Below are 22,433 nucleotides of genomic sequence, written 5' to 3'. Positions count from 1 at the left end.
GTTCAGTCTTGTTCGAGGTCAAATGTGCCGGCGGAAGCGTGGGTGCCGGCTGGTTCGGTGTCACCGAGGGTCAGGCGGTGGTCCATCCGGTCCTTCTTGGTCTGAAGGTACCGAAGGTTTTCTTCACGGGACGGAACCTCGGTGGGCACCATCTCGACAACCTTCACGCCGGCCGCGGCAAGCCGGTTCTGCTTGTCCGGGTTGTTGCTCAGGAGGCGGATTTCGTGGAGGCCCATTTCGGCAAGGATCTGGGCAGCCGCTTTGTAGCAGCGTGCATCCACCGGCAGCCCGAGCTGCTCGTTGGCCTCGACCGTGTCGAATCCGGCTTCTTGCAGTGCGTAGGCCTTGATCTTGTTTGCGAGACCGATGCCGCGGCCTTCCTGTCCGCGCAGGTAGAGCAACGTGCCGCCCTCTTCCCGGATCAGCTCGAGGGCATAGGCCAACTGTTCGCCGCAATCGCAGCGGTACGAACCGAAAACGTCGCCCGTGAGGCACTCCGAGTGCAGGCGCACCAGCGGGGCCTTGCCTTCGAGCGGCGCCTTCGGGGAACTCACGGCCAGGTGCTCCGCACCGGTAGCAAGGTCGGTCCACGCCTGTGCCACGAACTCACCGAAGGCGGTGGGTAGCTGGACAATCGGGCCGCCGCTCACCGGATGCGTTGCGCGCGCCGGAGTGCCGCCGTCGTGCGTTGTCGCTGTAGTCATCGCTGCTCCTCGTTTCCTGCCGGAATTGCAACCTGGTTCCCAGCCTCCGACGCTACAACATAAGCAACGAGATCCTCGATCGAAATCAGAGGACATCCATGCTCCGCAGCGAACTCCCGGAGGCTGTCCAGGCGCATCATTTCACCATCGTCATGTACCAACTCGGCGATCACGCCCACCGGGGCGAGCCCCGCAAGCCGGCAGAGATCAACTGCCGCTTCCGTGTGCCCCGGACGTTCACGCACTCCCCCATTAACGGCCCGGAGCGGAAAAATATGCCCGGGCCGTGTGATCGAGGACGGCGTGCTGCTGGAATCAGCCAGAATCCGGGCTGTCAGGGCCCTGTCCGTGGCGGAAATCCCGGTGCTTACGCCCACAGCGGCATCACAGGACACCGTGTAGGCCGTGCCCTTGGCATCTTCATTGACCAGGACCATGGGCGGCAGCGCCAGGGCATCGGCCCGCGCCCCTTCGAGGGGGACGCAAATGACGCCCGAGCTGTAGCGGATGGTCCAGCCCATGAGTGCAGGCGTCGCGTGTTCGGCGGCGAAGATGATGTCGCCCTCGTTTTCGCGGTCTTCATTGTCCACGACAATGACGGGACGGCCGGCCGCCATCGCCTGCACGGCCTTTTCAACGGGGTCCAGCCCTTGGCGCACCACCGTGGTGCTGCCGTTGTGTGCGGCGCTCACTGGGCAGCCCCGCCGGTGGTTGCTGGCGCACGGAAGGACAAAAGGCGCTCGGTGTATTTCGCGAGAACGTCCACCTCAAGGTTGACGCGCCCGCCCGTGGCCTTGGCCCCGAGTCCGGTTTCGTCCAGCGTGGTGGGAATGAGCCCCACTTCAAACCAGGGGTTCTCTGCTTCGGCCGGGCTGACGGCAGTGACGGTGAGTGAAACGCCGTCGACGGCGATGGACCCCTTTTCGGCGATGTACCGTGCCAGCGGGGCCGGCACGCCGAAGCGGAGCCGGTCCCAATTGCCGAGCGACTCGCGCTCCAGAAGCTGCCCGACGCCGTCGACGTGGCCCTGCACGACGTGGCCGTCCAGGCGGCCGCCCGCCTGGACACACCGTTCGAGGTTCACGGTGTCACCCGCGGCCAGTTCGCCGATGGTGGTGCGGACGAGGGTTTCGCCCATGACGTCAACGCTGAACTCCCGGCCGTCGATGTCCGTGGCGGTAAGGCACACGCCGTTGACCGCGATGGAGCCGCCCAAGCCAAGCCCTTCGGTGGTGCTGGGGGCCATGAGGCGCAGCGTAGCGCTGGCCTCGCCGTCGTGCTCGACGGACAGGACCGTGCCTTGTTCAGCAACGATTCCGGTAAACATCAGTGTCCTCCTGTAGTGGTGTCCGAGGCGTCCTTGCCCGGAAATGGTTCATGGTGTTCGGTGTGCGACTTCGTCCACGCCGGTTTGTTTCCATCCGACGGGCCGGACCTCAGATGCAGCCGGAGGTCGCGGCCCAGTGCATGGACCGCACCGCCACCGGCGTCGTCCCAGTTCCAGTGCTGGGCGTCTGCGAGGGTGGAGATGCCCAGATCCGTCAGGGCCGGCGTACCGGAGCCCAACAAGGTCGGCGCAAGATAGACGATCAATTCATCCACAAGGCCAGCGGCAAGGAAGGCGCTCAGGATGCGGGAGCCGCCTTCCACCATGACGTGCCGGACGCCTTCGGCGAAGAGCAACTCCAAAGCTTCGGAAGGGTCGCGTGTCGGTAAATGGACGAACTTCCCGTCAGTCCCCCGCACGGCGGCGTCCGCCGGGACCTCCCGTAGACCCATGACGGCCCGGAGTGGCTGGCTTGGCGATTCATCGCCGTTCTCTTCCCGTGCCGTCAGCCGCGGGTTGTCCACCAGGACGGTTTCGGTACCCACCAGAATGGCGTCGATCAAGCGGCGCAGTCCGTGGTTGTCGGCCAACGATTCCGGACTGGAGATCCATTGGCTGGTCCCGTCCGCGGCCGCGATCCTGCTGTCCAGGGTCTGGGCAATGTGAAGAGTGACGAACGGGCGCCTCGCCTCCACCGCATTGAACCACTCCCGGTTCAGCTTCAAGGCCTCGGCGGCGGCCAGCCCGGACCGCACGTCCACACCGGCAGCGCGCAGCCTCGCGGCCCCTCCCGCTGCCGGATCGTGGGGGTCGTCCACGGCGTAAACCACTCGCGATACGCCGGCGTCGATGATCGCCTGGGTGCACGGTCCCGTGCGGCCCACGTGGTTGCAGGGCTCCAAGGTGACCACCATGGTGGTTCCGGCGAGGTCGAGGCCTCTTGCCTGCGCTTTGGTGATCGCGTCCGCCTCGGCGTGGGGGGTGCCGGCGCCCCGGTGGTAGCCCGTGATGAGTTGCTCTCCCTTGGGCCCGAGCACTACTGCTCCCACCAAGGGATTGGCGCCACGGTGTCCCCGGAGGGCCACGTGGAGTGCGGTCTCCATGGCCGCCGACTCAGCTTCCGAAAATTTCGGGTTAATGGCATCGCTCATGAGAGGGCTCCTGCGGTTTCCGGCTCGGCTGTTGCCCTGAGCGGCTGGCTTTCCCGTCGGTCCGCACGCCACCAGACGAAGAATCCGGCGAGTGTGAAGAACCCGTAAAAGAGATACATAAACGCACTGGCAAAGTAGCCCGCGCTGAAAAGCAGCGGAACTCCGACAATGTCCACGGCAACCCAGATCAACCAGAATTCGGTCCAGCCGCGCGCCATCCCATACGTTGCCAAGAGTGAACCCATAAAGGTCCAGGCATCAGCCCACACGGGCGGGTAGGAGCCCATGGAATCAAAGACGGGGGTGAGTGCGGCTGTTCCGGCAATCATGGCGGCCAGCATTCCGATCCGCACTTTGGGGCTTGCCCAGCCGGGCACAATGGCGTGGCCGTGGGTGCCTGCTTGGAGGCCTTGGCGCCAGCGGTACCAGCCGTAGGCGGCGACGCTGATGAACATGATCTGTCGTCCGGCCTGGCCCCAGAGGGTTGCCGGTGAGGCGGCACCGAAGACGTTGCCAAGAAAGACGGTCAGCAGGAGCACGTTGCCTGCGATCCCGATGGGCCATGCCCAGACTTTGCGGCGCATGCCGCCCAGGGCGCTGGCGAGCCCGAAAATATTGCCTAGCACTTCGCGAAGAACAAGCACAGATCCGCCTACGGGAATCTGTGCTTCGAAGAGCCATCGCAGAAAGTCCATGTCGTTCCTTCCCTCGAATGCCGCGATGGCTCCGGGGGTGTACGACAGCGCGATGCCGGGCGCACGGAGCGCCCAAAGCATGACTGTACGTGCTTCTCCCATCCAGACTTTAACTGTCGGTACCGGAATTCCACCAGTTCAACCGTCCGCCGCCGTGATTCCCGTGAAGGAAACGCGATGGCTCGCGGGTCGCGGACTATAACCGCCGGTTCGGAATTACACCGACCCCGGAGCACGTATGTGTATTGCTATTCTGACACAACTGGAGGAATGGCTGATGTATTCCCCGACCAATATGCAGGCAATTGCGTCATTGTTGTCACATTGCCGCGGGGCCGGTCACATTGCCGCGAGGCCGGCGGCGCGCAGCCGCTCAATCGCGGCAGCCGGATCCTCGTGGCCATAGACGGCGGATCCGGCAACGAACACATTCGCGCCGGCTTCGGCTGCCCGGACGATGGTCTCCTCCGTGACGCCGCCGTCCACCTGGATTGCCACGCCGACACCCGAGCCGTCGATCGCGGCACGCGCCCGACGGATCTTGGGCAGCGTCACGTCAAGGAAGGACTGCCCGCCGAAGCCCGGTTCCACGGTCATGATGAGGAGCATGTCCAGTTCGCTGAGCATGTCCAGGTACGGTTCCACCGGCGTAGCCGGACGAAGGGCCATGCCCGCCTTCGAACCGCGGGCACGGAGCTCACGGGCGAGCTTGATGGGAGCCATCGCCGCTTCCGCATGGAAGGTCACGGAAGCCACGCCCGCGTCGGCGTAGGCCGGTGCCCAGCGGTCGGCGTCGGCGATCATCAGGTGGGCGTCGAGCGGGACCGGGCTGACGGCCTGGATCCGCTCCACGACCGGCAGGCCGAGCGTCAGGTTCGGGACAAAGTGGTTGTCCATCACATCGACGTGGACGGCGTCGGCGTTGCTGATTCTCTTCAGCTCGGCTTCCAGGTTCACGAAATCCGCGGACAGGATGCTCGGGTTGATACAGCACTCAGTCAAGGCAGTTCCCTCAGTGTTGGTGGCGGTCTGGGTGGTTTGGCAGTTCTCCAGCTTAGGCACGCGGGACTTTCAGCCGGGGAAAGACGCCGAAGGTTACGGCTTCTTCCGGATAAGGGCCAGGAACATCGCATCGGTTTGGTGCACGTGCGGCCACAGTTGGGCGGTCAACCCGTGCCCGGCGCCCAGGTTGCCGCTCAGGCTGACGGCATCCAGGGCCGCGCCGGAGTCGATCTGCTCCAGGTCGTCCCGCTTGCGCAGGACATCGCTGACGACGGCGGTGGTTTCGGCCGGGTGCGGGGAGCACGTCACGTACGCCACTACTCCGCCCGGCTTGACGGCGTCGATGGCCGAGTTAAGCAGTTCACGCTGCAACGGACCGAGATCGGCAAGGTCCTTGGGCGTCCGGCGCCACCGTGATTCGGGGCGGCGGCGCAGCGCGCCAAGGCCGCTGCAGGGAACGTCGACCAGCACGCGGTCGAAAGTCTCCGGTTGTTCCTTGCCGACGTCGCGCCCGTCGCCTACCCGTACGGTCCAGGCGTCCGCCGGGACCGCCGAGAGGGCTTGGCTGACCAGCTTTGCCCGGTGTTCCGCGGGCTCGTTCGCGAGGAGGGTCGCACCTTCCTGGTGGGCGAGGGCCGCCAGCAGCGCTGCTTTGCCACCGGGACCGGCGCACAGGTCCAGCCACTTCTCGCCGTCCTTGGCGGACTGTCCGAGGTCCACACCAGCGACGGCGCGGGCTACCAGTTGGGATCCGACGTCCTGGACGCGCGTGGTGCCTTCGCGGATGGAGGACATGCGCCCGAGGTCGCCGCCGCTGGACAGCGCCGAATCGATGACGAGTTCGCCGGGGGTGGCCCCGCTCTCCAGGGCTTCATCAAGATTGCCGATGCCGGGCAGCGCCACGAGGTTCACCACCGGCGCCGCATTGTCGGCTTCGAGCAGTTCGGTGATTTCGCTCGCGGGACGTCCATGCATGACGAGGGACTGGCGCAGCGCCCTGACAATCCATTCCGGGTGCGCATGGCGTACGGAGGCGATCCTGGTTTCGTCGGTCTCGTTCTCCAGCAGGTGGTCGAGCCACTCCGGCAGCGTCTTGGCGGTGACTTTCCGAAGCACTGCGTTGATGAGCGACGACGGGCCGGCCCCGATGACCGCGCGGGCCAACCCGACCGTCTGGTCGAGTGCGGCGTGGGCAGGAACGCGCATGGCGAGCAATTGGTGGGCGCCAAGCCGCAGCGCGTCAAGGACTGCCGGATCGAGTTGGGCGAGCGGCCGGTCGACACACTCGGCCAGGACGGCGTCGTACATCCCCTGGCCGCGCAGTGCCCCGTAGCTCAGCTCGGTGGCGAATCCGGCGTCGCGCTTGTCGAGGTGGTGGTGGCGGATCCGTGAGGGCAGCACGAGGTTCGCATACGCGTCTTCCGAAGCGACTGCGCGCAAGACTTCGAACGCCACCAATCGTGCCGGATCCGCGCGCCGGGTCCGCTGCGACGGTGCGTTGGTCGAGAAACCGCGCTGCGGGCCCCTATTGCGTTCGCGGCCTTGGGCGTTGCGGATGCTCTCGCCCCGGGGACCGCGGTTGCCGTGGCCCCCGCCGTCCCGATTCCCGCTGTTGTTAGGGCCGCGCCGGCCGGACTCATTCATTCGAATTCCACGCTTTCTGGTGTTGCCAAACCACGGGCCCAATCGGCCGACGGCATCATCTTCTTGCCCGCAGGCTGGATCCGCCCGAGCTGCACTGCATGGGATCCGGTCCCGACCAGGACGTTCTTACCGTCAACCCGGACCTGGCCGGGCGCAAGGTCCCGGATGTCCGGGCGCAATCCGACGGGTTCCAGCTTGACGCGCTGTCCGTCGAGCGTGGTCCAGGCTCCAGGTTCGGGCGTGACGCCGCGGGACCGGCGGTTGATGGCGAGGGCCGGTTGCGTCCAGTCGAGGCGGCCGTCGTCGAGCGTCAGTTTTGGCGCCAGCGAGACATCGCCTTGCTGGGGCTGGGGCGCCGCTTTGCCGGACTCGACGGCGGACAGCGTCTGGCTGAGCAGGACCGCCCCGCTGCGCGAGAGCCGCTCCAGCAAGTCGCCGGCCGTGTCTTCGGGGCGCACGGTTTCCGTCAACGTCCCGAAGACCGGTCCGGTGTCGAGTCCTTCTTCCAGGAGGAACGTGGCGGCTCCGGTGATGTCGTCACCGGCGATGACTGAGCGTTGGACCGGCGCCGCGCCGCGCCAGGCAGGGAGGAGGGAGAAGTGGAGGTTGATCCAGCCGTGGCGCGGTACTCCGAGCGCGGCTTGGGGGACGAGGCCCCCGTAGGCGACGATCGCGGCGACGTCCGGCTCATACGAAGCGATCCGCTCGGTGGTCCCGGCGTCCACTTTCGAGGCGTGGATGATGTCGATGCCGAGTTCAGCCGCACGTGCCGCCACGGGAGACGGCGTCAGGATCCGCTTGCGGCCGGTCGGGGCATCCGGCCTGGTCAGCACGGCGACGATCTCGAATCCGGCCTCGATCAGCGCGTCAAGGGAAGGGACGGCGACAGCCGGGGTGCCGGCGAAGAGCACCCTCATTCGGCGGCCCCGAAGCTGCCGAAGCTCGAGCCCACGGTGTTGGCCCTCTTGGCCGTGGTCCGTTCAGTCACGGAGTGGTAGTTCGCCGCGCGGATGGCGCGGAGAGCGGTTTTCCGGTCCTCACCCTCCAGGCGGTCCGTGAACAGGATCCCGTCCAGGTGGTCGGTCTCGTGCTGGAAGCAGCGCGCGAGCATGCCCTCCGCCTCCACGGACACGGTGTTGCCGTTGATGTCCACACCGGTTGCACGGGTGGTCCTGCGGCGACGAACCGGGAACGCGAGTCCGGGAATGGAGAGGCAGCCCTCTACCTCGTCGGGCTGGAAGTCATCGCTGTTCTCAAGCACGGGGTTGATGATGTGGCCTTCCACCCCGCCGATCCGGTAGGTGAAGACCCTCTGGCTGACACCGATCTGCGGTGCGGCGAGCCCTGCACCGTCCACGTCCTCCATGGTCTCGGTCATGTCCGCCACCAGTTTGGCGAGCTCAGGCCCGAATTCCGTGACTGGATCAGCAACCGTGCGGAGCACGGGGTCGCCGATGATACGGATACTCAAAATGGCCATGTGCTGTCTTTCCTCACGATCGGCGAAGCTTCGGTCCCGGCAAAAGGGGCCTAGGCCAGTTTAGTTGAGCCTGCGGGCGCTGCAGCGGCAGGGTACGACGGCGGAGCTACCGGGAGCAGCGCCGTTCCCGCTGCGGCCACATCGGCAGACATCTCCCACACCCGCTTCAAGGCGCAGAACTTCCACCAGTGGTGCTTGAGTACGTCCGGATTGGCCCGCTGGGGACGCACTTCGGTCTCGCCGATAGCCACCGCAAGCAGGACCGGGTTCTCACCGTATTTCCACGGTTCCCACTCCCCGGCCACCGGATCCACGAGGCTTTCTTCGGCCTTCATGCCCGCAACCAGTTGCATCACTACCTTGTCGTCGAGCGGTTTCACTGTTCCGTCACGGGTTGTGCCCTTGGTTTTGTAGTCGATCAGGCAGACCCTGCCGTTGATTTTGGCGACGAGGTCCAAGGTTCCGGCGTAACCAACGCTTGAGTTCCAGACAGTAATCTCGGGAGCGATGGGCTCCACCCGGTACAACTCCCACCATTCATCGAAGCGGGCCGCGAAGGCTTCCTCGCCGTTTGAAGCGAGCTCTTCACGCGTTTCCTTGACGCGGTGCGGGCGTCCGAGGGCGCGGAGGGCCACTTGCTCGCAGTAGTTGTGCACGCGGTCGCCGCGGCGCGCGGCGTCGTCCCGGTACACCTCCGCGGCCTTGGCTGCCTTGTTGACGGCCTGCCGCATCTTGGCAGGACTGGAAAGATGTTGCGGGAGTTCCGGGTCCTTCGCCAAGCTGCTGGCGCCCATGTAGCCGAACCAGCCGTCCAGGGAATGGGCCTGCTGGCCGATCACCGTGGTGATGGAAGGGACCGAGAAAGTCTCGGACGTGGACCGGGCATACATCCGGCCGTATTCGGTGGCATGGGCAAGCAGTGGATCTGTCATAAGAAAACTCTTTCACACACCGCCGACAAGAAAACGCGGAGCCTTGGTGGCCGTCGACGGAACTTCCCCGTCCCGTAATTCACAAGGCCCCCACGCATGGCGCGCAAGGTTCCTTGACTCACGGTGCCATAATTGGTCACGTCCTCGGCTACTGGAGCGCATCTTGGTCCTCGATATAACAACACTGCGAGTCGCCCTAGGCGTGGTCGCCCTGACCCTGCTCCTCTTGTTCTACGCATCCTTCAGGCGCACGCGGTCGTCCTACAACGGGTGGTGGTGCATCGCACTCCTCTTCTTCCTCGCAGGCAACCTTGCGTTCCTTCTCAACGGGACGCCGTATCAAGTCTGGGCGAATCCCTCGGGAAACGTCCTCCTGGTGGGCGGAGCGTTCAGTGTGTGGACCGGCGCCCGGTCCCTCAGGATGTTACCGCCGCCTCGGTGGCAATTTGCCGCGGCCTGTGGCGTCACGGCCATCGCCTCCATTTTGGAAAGCCCCGGTCACAACACGTGGTCCGGGGGCCTGGTCTATCTGGGATTCATGACTGTGGGAATCGCGTTGGCGTCCCGCGATCTGTGGCTACTTGATTCCAGCTACTCCCATGTGCACAAGTCGATGGCCTTGGCCGCGGGATTCCTGGCGGCCTACTATTTCTGCCGCCTGTCCGTGTATCTCGTCGAAGGTCCAAGCGGACCGAACTTCCGCCTGTATTTTGGCCCCTCCATGGCCAGCCTGGTCACGCTGATACTCCTGGTTGCCGTCTCGTTCAGCATGACCGCCCTCAGCAACGATCAGTTGATCAACCGGCTCAGCGAACGCGCTGCCCGCGACAACCTGACCGGGCTCCTCAACCGTGGCACGTTCATGGAGCTGGCCACCAAGGAGCTCGAGCGCCTGCACACCACAAACTCGGTCGCCTCATTGATCCTGGCCGATCTGGACCACTTCAAGGCGATCAATGACGAGTACGGTCATGCCGCCGGGGACACCGCACTGCAGGCGTTCGCGGCTGCGTGCACCGAGTCGGTACGATCCACGGACCTGGTCGGACGCTACGGGGGCGAAGAGTTCATCCTGCTTTTGCCGGGAGCCAGCCAGGAAAGGGCTGAAAGCATCGCGGCCGACATCAATCGCTCTTTGGCGGCAGCCAAGAGCCTCGACGACATCCACGTCCCAACGGTGAGTTACGGGGTCACGTCAACTGAGTTCGACGCCGTCGACCTCACCGCGATGATTGCGGCCGCCGATGCGGCCCTCTACGAAGCCAAGTCACTCGGAAGGAACCGGGTGGTCCGGGCGTCACCCCTTGCGTGATTGGGCGATGGATCCACGAGCAACGACAAGAGGTCCTGTGCGAAACATGAACCATGTTTCGCACAGGACCTCTTCTTGGTGGGCGATACTGGGTTCGAACCAGTGACCTCTTCGGTGTGAACGAAGCGCGCTACCACTGCGCCAATCGCCCGTGCACAAGAAGACTAACCGACCCCGGCCGGAATTCAAAAATCCGGAAAGTATCGGGCCGGCCGGCTAGGCAACAACCAGGAAAATGCCCAAGAATCACAAGCGTGTAACTCGAAAATTCCGCGCCAATTCAAGGAACTTACGCCCATTGCTCACGATTCCGGCAGATCGATTTGGAGTTTCCCGGAACCTCCTATAGAGTTTTTACTCGTCGGAAAGCGACGGAATGCCCCCTGCGGGCAGGCCGCCGAAGAAGACTATGCGGACGTAGCTCAGCTGGTAGAGCACCACCTTGCCAAGGTGGATGTCGCGAGTTCGAATCTCGTCGTCCGCTCGCAGGACACTGTCACGGCATTGACTTCTTGGAGCCCCAGGAATCGTGCTTACACGGTGGGTTGGCCGAGAGGCGAGGCAGCGGCCTGCAAAGCCGTATACACGGGTTCGAATCCCGTACCCACCTCGGTGAAAACCTTGGTTTCCGGTCCAGGCCGGATTGCATTTGGGCGATTGGCGCAGCGGTAGCGCGCTTCCCTGACACGGAAGAGGTCACTGGTTCGATCCCAGTATCGCCCACCAAGGCAAGGCAACTTGCTTGTTGATGAACGTCCGGCCCCGGCCGGATGACCATCATGTGCGGACGTAGCTCAGCTGGTAGAGCACCACCTTGCCAAGGTGGATGTCGCGAGTTCGAATCTCGTCGTCCGCTCCATTTCCTCCATCGCAATTGCACCTGGTCAAATGCAGTGACACCGTTCAAGCAGCTCCGCCGGAGCTGCTTTTTTTGTGCCCGCAGCCACCCACTACGCCCCGCCTACCTGTGTCGCCCACCCGAAAGATCAGCAGAACTGATCAATACCACTCAGCAAAAATCACTTTATCCAATGTGATTCAGCTCGCATACTTTTCTTCAGGCCTAATTCGTCCACGCCCACACGCAGGAGCACATGGTGAATCAACAAACTCTCGTCCGCTCGATCATGAGGAAGAAACCCATTGACGACATCGAGGAGGAAAGCAAGCACAGCGGGCTCTTCAAAAGCCTGGGCCTCTGGCAACTGACGGCCATCGGCGTCGGCGGCATCATCGGCGTCGGGATCTTCTCCTTGGCCGGGCTCGTGGCGCACGGAAGCGCGGATACCCCGGGTGTCGGCCCGGCCGTGCTGATCTCGTTCCTGGTTGCGGGCCTTGCCTCTGCGGCCGCGGCACTCTCCTACGCCGAATTCGCGGGCATGATCCCCCGCGCCGGATCCGCCTACACCTATGGCTACGTCGCCCTTGGCGAGGTCATCGGATGGTTCATCGGCTGGGACCTGCTGCTGGAGTACATCGCAATCGTTGCCGTCGTCGCGATCGGCATCTCCGGCTACTTTGACGCATTCCTCGCCGGAATAGGCATCCACATGCCCACCTGGATGACCTCCACCGTGGACGAGGGGAAGGGCGGGGTCATCAATCTTCCGGCCATCCTGGTCTGCCTGCTGGTCACCTGGATCCTGAGCCGCGGAACCAAGGCGTTTGGCCGCTTCGAACTCGTGGCGGTGGCCATCAAAGTGGTGCTCATTCTGTTCATCATCGGTCTGGGCATCTTCTACATCAACACCAACAACTACAACCCATTCATGCCCAGCGGCTTCGGGCCGGTCCTGGCCGGCTCCGCAACGGTCTTCTTCGCAGTGTTCGGCTATGACGCCATGAGTACGGCCGCGGAGGAAGCCAAGGACGGCAAGAAGCACATGCCCAAGGCAATCGTCCTTTCGCTTGTCATCGCCATGCTCCTCTACGTAGCGGCCACCCTGGTACTTACCGGCATGCAGAACTACAAGGACATCAATCCCACCGCCGGTTTCGCCTCCGCCTTCACCGGAGTCGGCTTGCCCGTCATCGCCACCATCATCTCCGTATTCGCGGTCCTGTCCATCCTGACCGTGATGCTGACCTTCCTGCTCGGCGTCACCCGTGTCTGGTTCTCCATGAGCCGTGACGGCCTGCTCCCGGGCTGGTTTGCGGGGACCGACAAGCACGGCACCCCGCAGCGCGTCACGTGGATCGCAGGCATCGCCTCGGCGCTGCTCGCCGGCGTCTTCCCCATCAAGGCCGTCGCCGACCTGACCAATATCGGCATCCTCGCGGCGTTTGTGGTGGTGTGCTTGTCAGTCATCATCTTCCGCTACAAGAAGCCCAATGCGCCCCGTACCTTCCGGCTGCCGTTCATGCCGGTGGTTCCGGCCTTCGGAATGCTCGCATCCGGCTTCCTCATGCTCCAGCTCCATTGGGAAACCTGGCTGCGTTTTGTGGTGTGGCTGGTCATCGGACTGGTCATCTACTTCAGCTACGGTCGCAAGCACTCCTTGATGGATCCGGACAGCCCCCGCCACCAGGAGCTTTCTCCCGAGAAGCAGCTGTGACCTTTTCCAAGGATCGTTTGACATTCCAGTCAAATTTTCCCTTGGCACCTCCAAGGTCTCGGGTTAGGATCGAGAACGGAGGAGCGAACTGGCTCCGTGATTGAAGGGAGGTGCCCGTGGGATTACTTGACGATCTGAAGGGCAAAGTTCAGGACCTCGTTGGTGGCAGTGAAGAAGCCATCAAGGACGGGATCGAATAGACCGCCGATTTTATCGACGACTAGATGCGGTTCAGAGAGCCGCTTCCGAGTTCGTGGACAACCTCGACGGTGACGCTGAAAGGGCTACGGCCTGGACAGCTCCCTCCGCCAATGAGGCTCCGTAGCCGGTTCTGCCGGCCAGAGCTCCCGATTACAGTTACGTCAACGGGGCACCGGTCCCGCCGCGAGGCGCCGCCGGTGCCCTTGGCGTTTAACTGTTACCGCCTCGGCACGCGCACCAAGGCTCCGGTAACGTGATGGACTATGCCAGCGTCATCACTCCACACCGGACAGCCACGTCCAGCTTCCGCCTCCCGGCAGCTCTCCCGCCCGCTTGTTGCTGGAATCGTGACCGCGCTGGTCGGTTTCACTTCTTCCTTCGCAGTAGTGCTCGCAGGCCTCCGGGCGGTGGGGGCCACCCAGGAATAAGCCGCCAGCGGGCTCCTGGCCCTCACCCTCGCCTTCGGGCTCGGCGTGCTCTGGCTTTCCTGGCGCTCCCGCTTGCCTGTCACCCTTGCGTGGTCGACGCCAGGGGCCGCTTTGCTGGCGGGAACCGGAGTGCCCGACGGCGGGTGGCCGGCCGCCGTCGGCGCCTTCCTCATCGCTGGTGTACTGATTGCCTTGACCGGGCTCATTCCGGCGCTTGGCAAGCTAATGGCGAAGATTCCCACGGCCCTCGCCCAGGCGATGCTGGCCGGAGTGCTTTTGTCCCTCTGCCTTGCCCCGTTCAAAGCCTTGGGCACCGCTCCCCTCTTGGTGGCTCCGGTGATCCTCTGCTGGCTGGTCATGATGAAGCTGGCACCCCGCTGGTCGGTCCCTGCCGCATTGTTGGTGGCACTCGCAGTCATCGGAATCTACATCGTGGTCAACGGCGTGGATATTCCTGTGAACCGACTGTTGCCTGAGTTGCAGTGGACCACCCCTGCTTTCACTCCCACCACCGTGGCCGGCATCGCCCTGCCGTTGTTCATTGTCACCATGGCTTCCCAGAACATTCCGGGGGTGGCCGTGCTGAAGTCCTTCGGGTACACCGTCCCGTGGCGCCAGTCGATGCTGGTGACCGGCGCAGGGACCGCGCTGGGGGCTCCCTTTGGCGGGCATGCGATCAACTTGGCGGCGTTGAGCGCTGCCCTGGCGGCAGGGGAAGAAGCAGGTGCGGACCGGGGCCGGCGCTGGATCGCGGCCTTCACATCAGGCCTGGCCTACCTCATGCTGGCAGCCTTCTCCGCCGCGTTGGTGACCGTTGTGGCGGCGGCACCGGCAGGGCTCCTGGAAGCCGTCGCGGGCTTGGCCCTGCTGGGCACCCTGGCATCCGCCATCGCCTCTGCCCTGGCTATTGCCGAAGAACGCATGGGAGCCTCCGTGACGGTCCTGATCGCGGCCTCGGGCCTCAGCTTCGCCGGGATCGGCGCCGCGTTCTGGGCGCTTGCCGCCGGAATCCTGGTGCGTTGGGTCCTGAAAGACAGGGAACCCCAAAAGTAGAGCGTGGGGCAGCCTGCCCCAATCTCTACGACGGCTCGTGGTTTTGGCCCTCGCGTGCCAGGGCGGTCAGACGGGACACGGCGCGGAAGTACTTCTTCATGTACCCGCCAGTCATCATTTCCTCAGTGAAGAGCTTGTCGAAGGGCACACCGCTGGCAAGGATCGGGACGTCCTTGTCGTACAGGCGGTCGGCCAGTACCACGAAGCGTAGGGCGACGGCCTGCTCGGTAATGGTTTCGACGTCGCGCCAGACAACAGCATCGATGCCTGCGATCAGCTTGCGATAGCGGCTGGGGTGGACACCGGCGAGGTGGTCGATCAGGCCGCGGAAGTCGTCCACGGCCACGGTCTGGCCGTCGAACTCGGCGTGCATCTGCCGTTTGAGGTCTTCGGTCTTCAAGGGTGCCGGAGCCGCGGGCAAGCCGCGGTGCCTGAAGTCTTCCCCGTCGATCCTGACAACATCGAACTGGTCCGCAAGGACCTGGATCTCCCGCTGGAAGTCGACGGCGGCAAAGCGGCCGTCTCCCAGTGAACCAGGCAGAGTGTTGGATGTGGCAGCGAGCTTCACACCGGCGTCGGACAATTCACGCATGAGGCGGGACATCAGCACCGTGTCGCCCGGATCATCGAGCTCGAATTCGTCAATGCAGACAAGCTTGTAGCTGCTCAGAGCCTCCACGGTTTTCCGGAAGGAGAGGGCGCCCACGAGGTTGGTGTACTCCACGAATGTCCCGAAGGCTTTCGGACCCGGAGCCGAGTGCCACAGGGAGGCCAGCAAGTGGGTCTTTCCGACGCCGAATCCGCCGTCGAGGTAGATGCCGGCCCTGGTGCTGGCCTTCTTGCTGAAAAGGCGCTTGAACAGGCCGTCTCCGTCGCCGGCTCCGACCGTCGCCCCAAACGCTTCCAGGGACTTGACCGCTGCCGCCTGGCTGGGCTGGTTCGGATCAGGCCGGTAGCTCTTGAAGGACACCTCGCCGAACCGTGGAGAAGGGTAGAAACCCTTGAGAATCTCATCCGCTGAGACCGCCGGCGTGCGCGCGGCGAGCTGTTCGATCTGTACCAATGCGGTCCGTTCTTCGTGTCGTAAGTCCCCAGCAAGAATACCGGCAATGCCATGCCCCGGGCGGACACGTGATGAAGGCCATATTTCACCATATGAACGGGGAGGAGCTTTAGTCCCCGGCCCTCGATACTGTGGGACTAAAGCCCGGGCATGTCCTAACGCCCGGTGCCGCCCGGTGTCAGTGAAAGTGTCAGTGAAAGGCCATACCAATGTCCTACCCCGTTGAACAGAACGAGAAGTTCGCCGCGTACGCCCACCCCGAACGCCTGGTGTCCACCGAGTGGCTTGCCTCAGCCCTTGAAGGCGGCGCGCTTGGCGACGGCAAGCTGGTTGTTGTCGAATCCGACGAAGACGTCCTCCTGTACGAGACCGGCCACATTCCGGGCGCGGTCAAGATCGACTGGCATACGGACCTGAATGATGAAGTCACCCGGGATTACGTCGACGGTGAAGCCTTCGCGGCCCTGGCGGCCGCCAAGGGCATCTCCCGGGACACCACCGTGGTGATCTACGGCGACAAGTCCAACTGGTGGGCCGCTTACGCCCTCTGGGTTTTCACGCTTTTCGGCCACGAGGACGTCCGGCTCCTGGACGGCGGCCGTGACAAGTGGATCGCCGAGGGCCGCGACATCACCACTGATGTCCCCCAGCCCGCCCCGGGCGAGTACCCCGTGATCGACCGGAACGACGCCCCGATCCGTGCCTTCAAGGATGACGTGCTGGCCCACTTCGGCAAGCCGCTGATCGACGTCCGCTCCCCTGAGGAATACACCGGCCAGCGCACCCACATGCCTGCCTACCCCGAAGAGGGCGCCCTGCGCGGGGGGCACATCCCCACCGCGGCGTCCATCCCGTGGGCACGGGCCGCTGCCGAAGACGGCACGTACCGTAACCGGACCGAACTTGAGGACCTCTATCTCGGGGAAGCGGGCCTCACGGAAGGCGACGACGTCGTGGCCTACTGCCGTATCGGCGAGCGTTCCAGCCACACCTGGTTCGCCCTGAAGTACCTGCTTGGTTTCGAAACGGTCCGCAACTACGACGGTTCCTGGACGGAGTGGGGCAATGCAGTGCGCGTCCCGATCGCCAAGGGCGCTGAGCGAGGCTCCGTCCCCGCACTCGCCGGAAAGTAGTCCGGAATCTCCGTGCCCTGCCCGATGGGCCTGCCACATTGGCTAAGCCATATTCAAGCAACAGGAGCCAGACCGGCCCGGACTTGCGTAAGCTGGAAGTGATGAGTACTTATACTTTGCCCGCCGCATTGGCGGAAATTGTCGATGACTTCCAGGCACTGACCGAGCCCGATCGCCTTCAGCTGTTGCTTGAGTTCTCGCGTGGGCTCCCGGCTTTGCCGGAACGGCTGCTGGACCACCCTGAGCTGCTGGAACAAGTGGTGGAGTGCCAGTCGCCGCTGTTCCTGACCATTGAACAGGAAAAGAACCCCGACGGCGTCGCTTACCGTTTGTTCTTCAAGGCACCGCCGGAGGCACCTACCACGCGCGGCTTCGCGGGGGTTCTGCACGAAGGACTGGATGGGCTGACTGCCGCGGAGATCCTGGCTGTACCGGATGACATGCCGGAACTGCTGGGCCTCACCCGGGCAATCACTCCCCTGCGCATGCGTGGCATGACGGCCATGCTGGGGCGGATCAAGCGCAAGGTCGCCGCGGCGGACCGCTTGTTGTCCTGATCCGGGATACCGGGAATGGCCAAGAAACAGGCTTCACAAGGAACGCCGGCCACAGCCGTACTGGCTGCGGCCGGCGTTCCTTTCACGCTGCACCCCTATGCGCACGATCCTTCGGCGGCCAGCTACGGGCTTGAAGCGGCCGAGGTCCTCGGTATCGATCCCGAGCGGGTCTTCAAGACCTTTATGGTGGACATTGACGGCAAGCTGGCGGTAGGCATAGTTCCGGTCAGCGGCACGCTGGATCTCAAGGCAATCGCGGCAGCTCTTGGATCGAAGAAGGCCACCATGGCCGACCCCAAGATGGCCGAGCGGCGCACCGGCTATGTCCTGGGCGGGATTTCCCCGCTGGGCCAGCGCCAGCCGTCGCCAACTGTGCTCGACGAATCGGCGTTGGCCTTCGGCACGGTCCTCGTGTCCGGTGGACGCCGCGGCCTGGACATCGAGCTGGATCCCGCAGACCTTATCCGGCTGACCGGCGCTCGGACTGCCTCTATCGGCAGCCCCTAGCAAACGCCGGCAGTAGCACCGGCATGCTCACGCCGACACAGGCCCGCCGCGGGGCGTGAGGTGCGGAGCGAGCCATGAGCGCACCAACCGCTCCCATTTCTGCGGATCCACATTCCACTCCTTCGTGTGGCGCGCGCCTTCGAAAGGTTCGAAGGTGACCATGTCGGGATTCTTTTCGGCGAGGCTGGCCGAGGGTTCGTAGGGAACATACTCATCGTCCACGCTGTGGATGACCAGGGTTGGAGTCCGCAATTCGACGGCGCGGGCATCCCAGTCCATCGCCTTCAAGTCGACGGGCGCGGCCAGGCCGGTCAGGCGCCTGCCCAACGGGTGCCCCAACATGAGCTGCCCGTAACGGCCCACGGCGTAGGGGATCCTGTTGATCTGCGCGTGGTGCGCCAGGACGTTGACCCAGTTGATCACGGGTGCGTCCAGGACCATGGCCCTGATCACATGGCGGTGATGCGAGAGATCGGCCGTCTGCAGGCAGATCGCCCCGCCCATCGACCACCCGAACAGGACCACTTCGCGGGCGCCGTGCGCGAGTGCGTACTCAATGGCGGCGTCGACGTCGTGCCATTCCGTCGACCCCAGGCCGTACCGCCCGTCCGGGGCAGACGGCGCCAGGCCGTCGTTCCGGTAGGAAATGAGCAGGCTGTTGAGCCCAAGGTCGTGCGCTACGCGCGCGGCTCGCAAGCCTTCGAGCCGCGTGGCCCCACGGCCATGGACCATGATCGCCCAGGTTTTCGCCGGTTTCCCGGCGCTTGACGGAACCAGCCACGCAGGCGCCTGCCCACCCTCGACGTCGATCTGTATGTCTTCGGAGTCCAGGCCAAGCGCCGCCGGGGAGTCGTACACAGCACCGCTCCACCACCCGCGCCGGGCCGTCGACAGATCCCCGCTATAGACTTCCTCGACTTCGCGCTGCACCGTCCGTTCGGCGGGCGAATAGGACACGATCCGACCGATCCGCGCGAACCCTGTCCCGCCCGCGAAGAAGAGGCTGAACACGCCGTCGACGGTGGTGTCCGGGGTGGCCGCGAGAATGACCTGGAGCCCCTTATCACCGCGTACCACCGCCAACACCTCCTGGTCGGCTTCGCGCGTTGAGGGGGTAATGACACGCCGGGCAAAATAGGCTGCGAGCGCAGAAGACCCTGCGCCCAGCAAGCCGGCGATGCTGCTTCCAGCAACGATCCCCGCAACGGCCCATTTGGCGCGGACGGACATTTTCGCACCGGTCTCAACGTTTGGCGCAGCTCGGGTCATGGATGCCATGTGACCATTCTCCCGGTTGCGGGGCAGTGTTCCGAACAGCGCCCTCTGTGGCGTTTCCTCGCGGGAGGCAACACCGCGGCGAGAACAGAATTGCCGCGCGAAACCATGCCTCCCGGCACGGCTCAGGTCTACGCTGTAGCCATGAGTGAACCAATCGTCATCCTTACCGAAGAGCCTCTCGGCCCGGACGACCGCGTCAATATTGCCAAACTGATCGACGGCGGAGACTCGCCCCTGGTGGTGCTGGTGCCCGCAAACACCGAACGGCATTTGTTGGTGGACTTCCTCGAGAACCTCTCGTTGCTTGAAGTAGCCAAGGCATTCCGGGATCTGCTCGCGGAGGCGCCGGATCCGCAGTCGGAGCGGGCCCAGGCTGCCGAGGCCTTGTCGGCGTCGCTCGCGGCCCTGGATGGGCTGGGTGGCGGGGTGACTGGTGAAATCGTCGACGGCGGCGCGGTGGCCGGCTTGGTGTCCAAGGTCAAGGCTCTCAATGCCGCGCAGGCCGTCGTCGTGACCCGCCCGCACGCGATCGCCGATACCTTCCATACAGATTGGGCGAACAAAGCCCAGGATCAGTTGGGGCTGCCCGTCCTGCATCTCTATGCCGGCTCGGGATTTATCGGCGACTCGTGAGCGTTGAGTGAGCATGAGCACTGCAGATAACAGGAAGTACTTCCAAGCCGCGGACCCCTTGGCCGGGGTTCCCCTCCAGGATGTCCCGAAGGACGGGCAATGCGTGGAGAAAACGGACGCCGAGTGGCGCGAGGAACTTACCCCGGAGGAGTTCAGGGTTCTTCGCCAAGCCGGAACGGAACGCCCGTACACGGGTGAGTACTGGGACACCCATACGGCAGGCGTCTACCAGTGCCGCGCGTGCGGCGCAGAGCTTTTCACCAGCAACGAGAAATTCGATTCCCATTGCGGCTGGCCGTCCTTCTGGGCACCACTCGCGGAAGGCACAGTCCGTTACATCCACGACCGTACTTTGGGAATGGAACGGGTGGAGGTCCGCTGCGCCAATTGCGATTCCCACTTGGGGCACGTTTTCGAGGGTGAGGGCTACGGCACACCTACTGACCAGCGGTATTGCATAAATTCCGTTTCGCTCAGGCTTGTCGAGTCCCGGGCCGGGCAGTAGCGCCAAGCTACCGGCAGTCCCCAAGGCCAGCCCTCCCCGGGCTGGATCTTCCGGGGCTGCCGGAGCCACTTGCGAAAGAGTTTCTTATGCTCGAGCCACTTTTGAATTAGCGACTCTGGCCGCTTGCTACGCTCGCCTCAGAACAATGATTCTTGAGGAAAGGCACCGTCGACGATGACCATCACCGTTACCACCACCCGTCCGCGCATCACCTCTGACAACCGGGACTGGATTTCCCTGAAGGCCGCGGCCACTGCCCTCCAGGCGTTCCAAAGCCAGGACGGTTCCATCCAGGATTCCCTCCACCACGAGGCTGCCCGGGCATACACGGCCACCATCACGGAAGCCATCAAGAGCATGGCACCTGCGTTCCCGCATGACGCCGCCTATCTCGAACTCCTGGTCGCGGACTTCGGCCGCTGGGCCGACGCCGGCTTCGGAGTTCCGGACTTCCTCGACTCACTGCTGGCCTTCCAGCCGCAGGAACACCGCGAAGACGGGCTCCAGCACCTCGTAGTGTTCCCCATGTACACCCAGAACGGCAGCACGAGCCGTCTCGTGGAAGCGGTCCTGATCGAGGTGATCTGGCCCGAGTTCATCGGCGCCTTGGAGGCCGGCGACTACTCCAACAAGCTGTTCGTACCCATCCGTTTCGTGGATTTCACTCCCGGGTACGACACGAATTCGGCCGTCCTCTTCCCCGAGACCGTTGCAGTGCGGGAAACGCCTGCCTTCACGTGGGGCGCCATCTTCGCAGACCGCGAGGCCGCCCGCTTCCGCCGCGTGCTCAAAGCAGCCGCCGCAACGACGTCCCTGCAGCTTCCCCCAGATGCCGCCGAGCTGCTGGATGACCAGGAACTCACGCAGCGCACGTTCGTCATGTGGGACCTGATCCACGACCGCACCCACATGCGCGGCGACCTTCCCTTCGATCCGTTCATGATCAAGCAACGGATGCCGTTCTTCCTCTACTCGCTCGAGGAGCTCCGCTGCGACCTGACGGCTTTCCGCGAATCCGTCCGGATCGAAAAGGACGAGGATGCCTCCCCGGACGCCCGGCGCCACGCGAAGCTCGTGCAGTACGCCGTCATCTTCGACCGCATCTTCCGCTTCGCGATCACCGGCAACCGGGTCCGCAACTACGACGGACTGGGCGGCCAGCTCCTCTTCGCCTGGATGCACCAGCACCACGTCCTGCACTGGACCGACAGCAAGCTCAGCATCGACTGGGACGAGGCAGCCGACGTCGTGATCGAGCTCGGTGCCCGGATCGAAGAACTGTACTGGCGCTCGATCGACCGCCCCAAGGCCGCCCACTGGCTTGCAGCGTATAAGCTCATTTCCGGTACGGTCACTCCGCACCCGGCTTCGGTCTGGGCGAAGGGCCCGGAGGCACTGCCGCTCGACGGGCCGCCCCGCGGCCTCACAGACCAGGTCCTCGACGACGAATTCCCCCTGTCCATGTTCTACGAAGCACTGGAGAAGAAAATGCGTCCGATCATCGAATCAACCACCGGTATCACCGGGCAGACCGCAGCCTCATGACCGGCGGACCGCTGACTGTCGTCGTCACAGGTGGCAGCAACTCTTCCGGCATCGCCGTGGCCCGCGCCTTCGCGCTGGCCGGGCACCGGGTCTTCACCATCGGCTCAAACGAGGCCCGAATCGAGGCTGCAGCGGCCGAAGCGGGCGACGACGTCACTCCCCTCGTATGCGATCTTTCCCGGCTTGAGTCCGTGCGCGAACTCGCCTCGGAGATCCACGGGAGCACGGAAAGGGTCGACGGCGTCATCCATCTGGTGGGAGGGTGGCGCGGAGCCAAGGGAATCGAAGACCAGCCGGACGAAGACTGGGCCGCCCTTGAGCAAAGCGCCATCACAACCCTGAGGAACGTCTCCAGGGTCTTCTACAAGGATCTCGCCTCTTCCCCCACGGGCCGTTTCGCCATGGTGAGTTCGACGGCGGTCGCCGCACCTACCGCCGGGGCCGCCACCTACGCGGCGGCCAAGGCTGCCGCGGAGACCTGGACCTTGGCCGTGGCTGACGGTTTCCGCCGCGATCAATCAGGAAACAAGGACGAACCAACCGAGCAGCACAGCGCCGCCGTCGTCTTCGTGGTGAAGTCGCTCCTGGACGCGGCGATGCGGCGGGAGCACCCGGAGCGGAAATTCCCCGGGTACACGGACGTCGAGGACTTGGCGGCGGCCGCCGTCGGGCTCTTCGACAGGCCTGCAGCGGAACTGAACGGACAGCGCCTCCTCCTGGCCAAATAG

Annotated in this window: 21 protein-coding genes, 5 tRNA genes, 1 pseudogene and 1 riboswitch; of the genes and pseudogenes, 14 read left to right on the top strand and 13 right to left on the bottom strand. The window is 64.3% G+C overall.

Annotated features, from left to right (window positions below; genetic code table 11):
* Positions 1-2 precede the first annotated feature (2 nt).
* The 10 genes from ribA to AC1DJB_RS10210 form a co-directional block, all read right to left on the bottom strand.
* On the bottom strand, positions 3-704 hold the full coding sequence (ribA, locus tag AC1DJB_RS10255; protein WP_059389084.1) for a GTP cyclohydrolase II: 702 nt from the start codon (positions 702-704) through the stop codon (positions 3-5).
* A complete protein-coding gene (gene ribB / locus AC1DJB_RS10250) occupies positions 701-1,321 on the bottom strand; it encodes a 3,4-dihydroxy-2-butanone-4-phosphate synthase (protein WP_370872257.1) in 621 nt (206 codons plus the stop codon). The genes ribA and ribB overlap by 4 nt, the downstream gene beginning before the upstream one ends.
* A gap of 71 nt (positions 1,322-1,392) precedes the next feature.
* Complete coding sequence (locus tag AC1DJB_RS10245) at positions 1,393-2,031, bottom strand: riboflavin synthase (protein ID WP_441437378.1); 639 nt, start codon at positions 2,029-2,031, stop codon at positions 1,393-1,395.
* Positions 2,031-3,182, bottom strand: coding sequence for a bifunctional diaminohydroxyphosphoribosylaminopyrimidine deaminase/5-amino-6-(5-phosphoribosylamino)uracil reductase RibD (ribD, locus tag AC1DJB_RS10240; RefSeq protein WP_284990688.1), 1,152 nt, complete (start codon positions 3,180-3,182; stop codon positions 2,031-2,033). Before ribD ends, AC1DJB_RS10245 begins: the two co-directional genes overlap by 1 nt.
* A complete protein-coding gene (gene pnuC, locus AC1DJB_RS10235; RefSeq protein WP_284990753.1) occupies positions 3,179-3,877 on the bottom strand; it encodes a nicotinamide riboside transporter PnuC in 699 nt (232 codons plus the stop codon). Before pnuC ends, ribD begins: the two co-directional genes overlap by 4 nt.
* A gap of 85 nt (positions 3,878-3,962) precedes the next feature.
* Positions 3,963-4,117: riboswitch (FMN riboswitch) on the bottom strand.
* A gap of 99 nt (positions 4,118-4,216) precedes the next feature.
* Complete coding sequence (gene rpe / locus AC1DJB_RS10230; RefSeq protein ID WP_307054506.1) at positions 4,217-4,879, bottom strand: ribulose-phosphate 3-epimerase; 663 nt, start codon at positions 4,877-4,879, stop codon at positions 4,217-4,219.
* A gap of 93 nt (positions 4,880-4,972) precedes the next feature.
* On the bottom strand, positions 4,973-6,523 hold the full coding sequence (locus AC1DJB_RS10225) for an RsmB/NOP family class I SAM-dependent RNA methyltransferase (protein ID WP_306962457.1): 1,551 nt from the start codon (positions 6,521-6,523) through the stop codon (positions 4,973-4,975).
* Positions 6,520-7,440 carry a methionyl-tRNA formyltransferase gene (fmt, locus tag AC1DJB_RS10220; RefSeq protein WP_441437380.1) on the bottom strand — a complete coding sequence of 307 codons (921 nt, stop codon included), beginning with the start codon at positions 7,438-7,440 and terminating at the stop codon, positions 6,520-6,522. Before fmt ends, AC1DJB_RS10225 begins: the two co-directional genes overlap by 4 nt.
* Entirely contained in the window at positions 7,437-8,003 is a 567-nt protein-coding gene (gene def / locus AC1DJB_RS10215) for a peptide deformylase (RefSeq protein ID WP_059389087.1), read from the bottom strand. The genes fmt and def overlap by 4 nt, the downstream gene beginning before the upstream one ends.
* Before the next feature lie 50 nt (positions 8,004-8,053).
* Positions 8,054-8,935, bottom strand: coding sequence for a cytochrome (locus tag AC1DJB_RS10210; RefSeq protein WP_284990693.1), 882 nt, complete (start codon positions 8,933-8,935; stop codon positions 8,054-8,056).
* Between the two features lie 163 nt (positions 8,936-9,098).
* Here AC1DJB_RS10210 and AC1DJB_RS10205 point away from each other — a divergent pair, with 163 nt between their 5' ends.
* Complete coding sequence (locus AC1DJB_RS10205; protein ID WP_476910193.1) at positions 9,099-10,247, top strand: GGDEF domain-containing protein; 1,149 nt, start codon at positions 9,099-9,101, stop codon at positions 10,245-10,247.
* A 76-nt stretch (positions 10,248-10,323) separates the two neighbouring features.
* Here the strand turns inward: AC1DJB_RS10205 and AC1DJB_RS10200 are convergent.
* Positions 10,324-10,398: transfer RNA gene (locus tag AC1DJB_RS10200), tRNA-Val, on the bottom strand.
* Between the two features lie 260 nt (positions 10,399-10,658).
* On the opposite strand from AC1DJB_RS10200, the gene AC1DJB_RS10195 reads away from it, so the two are divergent.
* The 6 genes and pseudogenes from AC1DJB_RS10195 to AC1DJB_RS10170 all read left to right on the top strand — a co-directional run bounded on the left by AC1DJB_RS10195 (position 10,659) and on the right by AC1DJB_RS10170 (position 14,484).
* Positions 10,659-10,731 (top strand) — tRNA-Gly (locus AC1DJB_RS10195).
* Between the two features lie 55 nt (positions 10,732-10,786).
* A tRNA-Cys gene (locus AC1DJB_RS10190) sits at positions 10,787-10,857 on the top strand.
* Positions 10,858-10,898: 41 nt separating this feature from the next.
* A tRNA-Val gene (locus tag AC1DJB_RS10185) sits at positions 10,899-10,973 on the top strand.
* Positions 10,974-11,030: 57 nt separating this feature from the next.
* Positions 11,031-11,106, top strand: a tRNA-Gly gene (locus AC1DJB_RS10180).
* A 268-nt stretch (positions 11,107-11,374) separates the two neighbouring features.
* Entirely contained in the window at positions 11,375-12,802 is a 1,428-nt protein-coding gene (locus AC1DJB_RS10175; protein ID WP_476910237.1) for an amino acid permease, read from the top strand.
* Between the two features lie 464 nt (positions 12,803-13,266).
* Positions 13,267-14,484 (top strand): annotated as a pseudogene (locus AC1DJB_RS10170) (benzoate/H(+) symporter BenE family transporter).
* 25 nt (positions 14,485-14,509) lie between these two features.
* On the opposite strand, the gene zapE reads toward AC1DJB_RS10170, so the two are convergent.
* On the bottom strand, positions 14,510-15,547 hold the full coding sequence (gene zapE, locus AC1DJB_RS10165) for a cell division protein ZapE (RefSeq protein WP_284990696.1): 1,038 nt from the start codon (positions 15,545-15,547) through the stop codon (positions 14,510-14,512).
* A 209-nt stretch (positions 15,548-15,756) separates the two neighbouring features.
* On the opposite strand from zapE, the gene AC1DJB_RS10160 reads away from it, so the two are divergent.
* The 3 genes from AC1DJB_RS10160 to ybaK all read left to right on the top strand — a co-directional run bounded on the left by AC1DJB_RS10160 (position 15,757) and on the right by ybaK (position 17,744).
* Positions 15,757-16,680, top strand: coding sequence for a sulfurtransferase (locus AC1DJB_RS10160; RefSeq protein WP_476910192.1), 924 nt, complete (start codon positions 15,757-15,759; stop codon positions 16,678-16,680).
* 101 nt (positions 16,681-16,781) lie between these two features.
* Positions 16,782-17,237 carry a SufE family protein gene (locus tag AC1DJB_RS10155; protein WP_284990698.1) on the top strand — a complete coding sequence of 152 codons (456 nt, stop codon included), beginning with the start codon at positions 16,782-16,784 and terminating at the stop codon, positions 17,235-17,237.
* A 15-nt stretch (positions 17,238-17,252) separates the two neighbouring features.
* Positions 17,253-17,744 (top strand): Cys-tRNA(Pro) deacylase, encoded by a 492-nt coding sequence (gene ybaK, locus AC1DJB_RS10150; protein ID WP_476910191.1) that lies wholly within the window; start codon positions 17,253-17,255, stop codon positions 17,742-17,744.
* Between the two features lie 27 nt (positions 17,745-17,771).
* On the opposite strand, the gene AC1DJB_RS10145 is transcribed toward ybaK, so the two are convergent.
* Complete coding sequence (locus AC1DJB_RS10145) at positions 17,772-19,022, bottom strand: alpha/beta hydrolase family protein (protein WP_476910190.1); 1,251 nt, start codon at positions 19,020-19,022, stop codon at positions 17,772-17,774.
* A 141-nt stretch (positions 19,023-19,163) separates the two neighbouring features.
* Here AC1DJB_RS10145 and AC1DJB_RS10140 point away from each other — a divergent pair, with 141 nt between their 5' ends.
* From AC1DJB_RS10140 to AC1DJB_RS10125, 4 genes are all read left to right on the top strand, one after another.
* Positions 19,164-19,655, top strand: coding sequence for a hypothetical protein (locus AC1DJB_RS10140; protein WP_059389095.1), 492 nt, complete (start codon positions 19,164-19,166; stop codon positions 19,653-19,655).
* Positions 19,656-19,668: 13 nt separating this feature from the next.
* Positions 19,669-20,160, top strand: a complete 492-nt coding sequence (gene msrB / locus AC1DJB_RS10135) for a peptide-methionine (R)-S-oxide reductase MsrB (protein ID WP_284990701.1) — start codon at positions 19,669-19,671, stop codon at positions 20,158-20,160.
* 174 nt (positions 20,161-20,334) lie between these two features.
* Positions 20,335-21,705, top strand: a complete 1,371-nt coding sequence (locus tag AC1DJB_RS10130; RefSeq protein ID WP_284990702.1) for a DUF6421 family protein — start codon at positions 20,335-20,337, stop codon at positions 21,703-21,705.
* Complete coding sequence (locus AC1DJB_RS10125) at positions 21,702-22,433, top strand: SDR family oxidoreductase (protein WP_476910189.1); 732 nt, start codon at positions 21,702-21,704, stop codon at positions 22,431-22,433. The genes AC1DJB_RS10130 and AC1DJB_RS10125 overlap by 4 nt, the downstream gene beginning before the upstream one ends.

The organism is Arthrobacter sp. 01T428 (assembly GCF_056398685.1).
Note: the sequence above shows the minus strand (reverse complement) of the source record. Positions and strands in the feature narration are given on the sequence as shown.

What these genes read in the sequence shown, in the direction of transcription:
- AC1DJB_RS10160 (WP_476910192.1), top strand. Translation starts at nt 15,757, where the DNA reads ATGTCCTACCCCGTTGAACAGAACGAGAAGTTCGCCGCGTACGCCCAC.
- def (WP_059389087.1), bottom strand. Translation starts at nt 8,003, where the DNA reads ATGGCCATTTTGAGTATCCGTATCATCGGCGACCCCGTGCTCCGCACG.
- msrB (WP_284990701.1), top strand. Translation starts at nt 19,669, where the DNA reads ATGAGCACTGCAGATAACAGGAAGTACTTCCAAGCCGCGGACCCCTTG.
- AC1DJB_RS10155 (WP_284990698.1), top strand. Translation starts at nt 16,782, where the DNA reads ATGAGTACTTATACTTTGCCCGCCGCATTGGCGGAAATTGTCGATGAC.
- ribA (WP_059389084.1), bottom strand. Translation starts at nt 704, where the DNA reads ATGACTACAGCGACAACGCACGACGGCGGCACTCCGGCGCGCGCAACG.
- AC1DJB_RS10145 (WP_476910190.1), bottom strand. Translation starts at nt 19,022, where the DNA reads ATGGCATCCATGACCCGAGCTGCGCCAAACGTTGAGACCGGTGCGAAA.
- AC1DJB_RS10175 (WP_476910237.1), top strand. Translation starts at nt 11,375, where the DNA reads ATGAGGAAGAAACCCATTGACGACATCGAGGAGGAAAGCAAGCACAGC.
- AC1DJB_RS10140 (WP_059389095.1), top strand. Translation starts at nt 19,164, where the DNA reads ATGAGTGAACCAATCGTCATCCTTACCGAAGAGCCTCTCGGCCCGGAC.
- pnuC (WP_284990753.1), bottom strand. Translation starts at nt 3,877, where the DNA reads ATGGACTTTCTGCGATGGCTCTTCGAAGCACAGATTCCCGTAGGCGGA.
- ribB (WP_370872257.1), bottom strand. Translation starts at nt 1,321, where the DNA reads ATGGCGGCCGGCCGTCCCGTCATTGTCGTGGACAATGAAGACCGCGAA.
- AC1DJB_RS10225 (WP_306962457.1), bottom strand. Translation starts at nt 6,523, where the DNA reads ATGAATGAGTCCGGCCGGCGCGGCCCTAACAACAGCGGGAATCGGGAC.
- AC1DJB_RS10125 (WP_476910189.1), top strand. Translation starts at nt 21,702, where the DNA reads ATGACCGGCGGACCGCTGACTGTCGTCGTCACAGGTGGCAGCAACTCT.
- ybaK (WP_476910191.1), top strand. Translation starts at nt 17,253, where the DNA reads ATGGCCAAGAAACAGGCTTCACAAGGAACGCCGGCCACAGCCGTACTG.
- AC1DJB_RS10130 (WP_284990702.1), top strand. Translation starts at nt 20,335, where the DNA reads ATGACCATCACCGTTACCACCACCCGTCCGCGCATCACCTCTGACAAC.
- AC1DJB_RS10210 (WP_284990693.1), bottom strand. Translation starts at nt 8,935, where the DNA reads ATGACAGATCCACTGCTTGCCCATGCCACCGAATACGGCCGGATGTAT.
- ribD (WP_284990688.1), bottom strand. Translation starts at nt 3,182, where the DNA reads ATGAGCGATGCCATTAACCCGAAATTTTCGGAAGCTGAGTCGGCGGCC.
- AC1DJB_RS10245 (WP_441437378.1), bottom strand. Translation starts at nt 2,031, where the DNA reads ATGTTTACCGGAATCGTTGCTGAACAAGGCACGGTCCTGTCCGTCGAG.
- fmt (WP_441437380.1), bottom strand. Translation starts at nt 7,440, where the DNA reads ATGAGGGTGCTCTTCGCCGGCACCCCGGCTGTCGCCGTCCCTTCCCTT.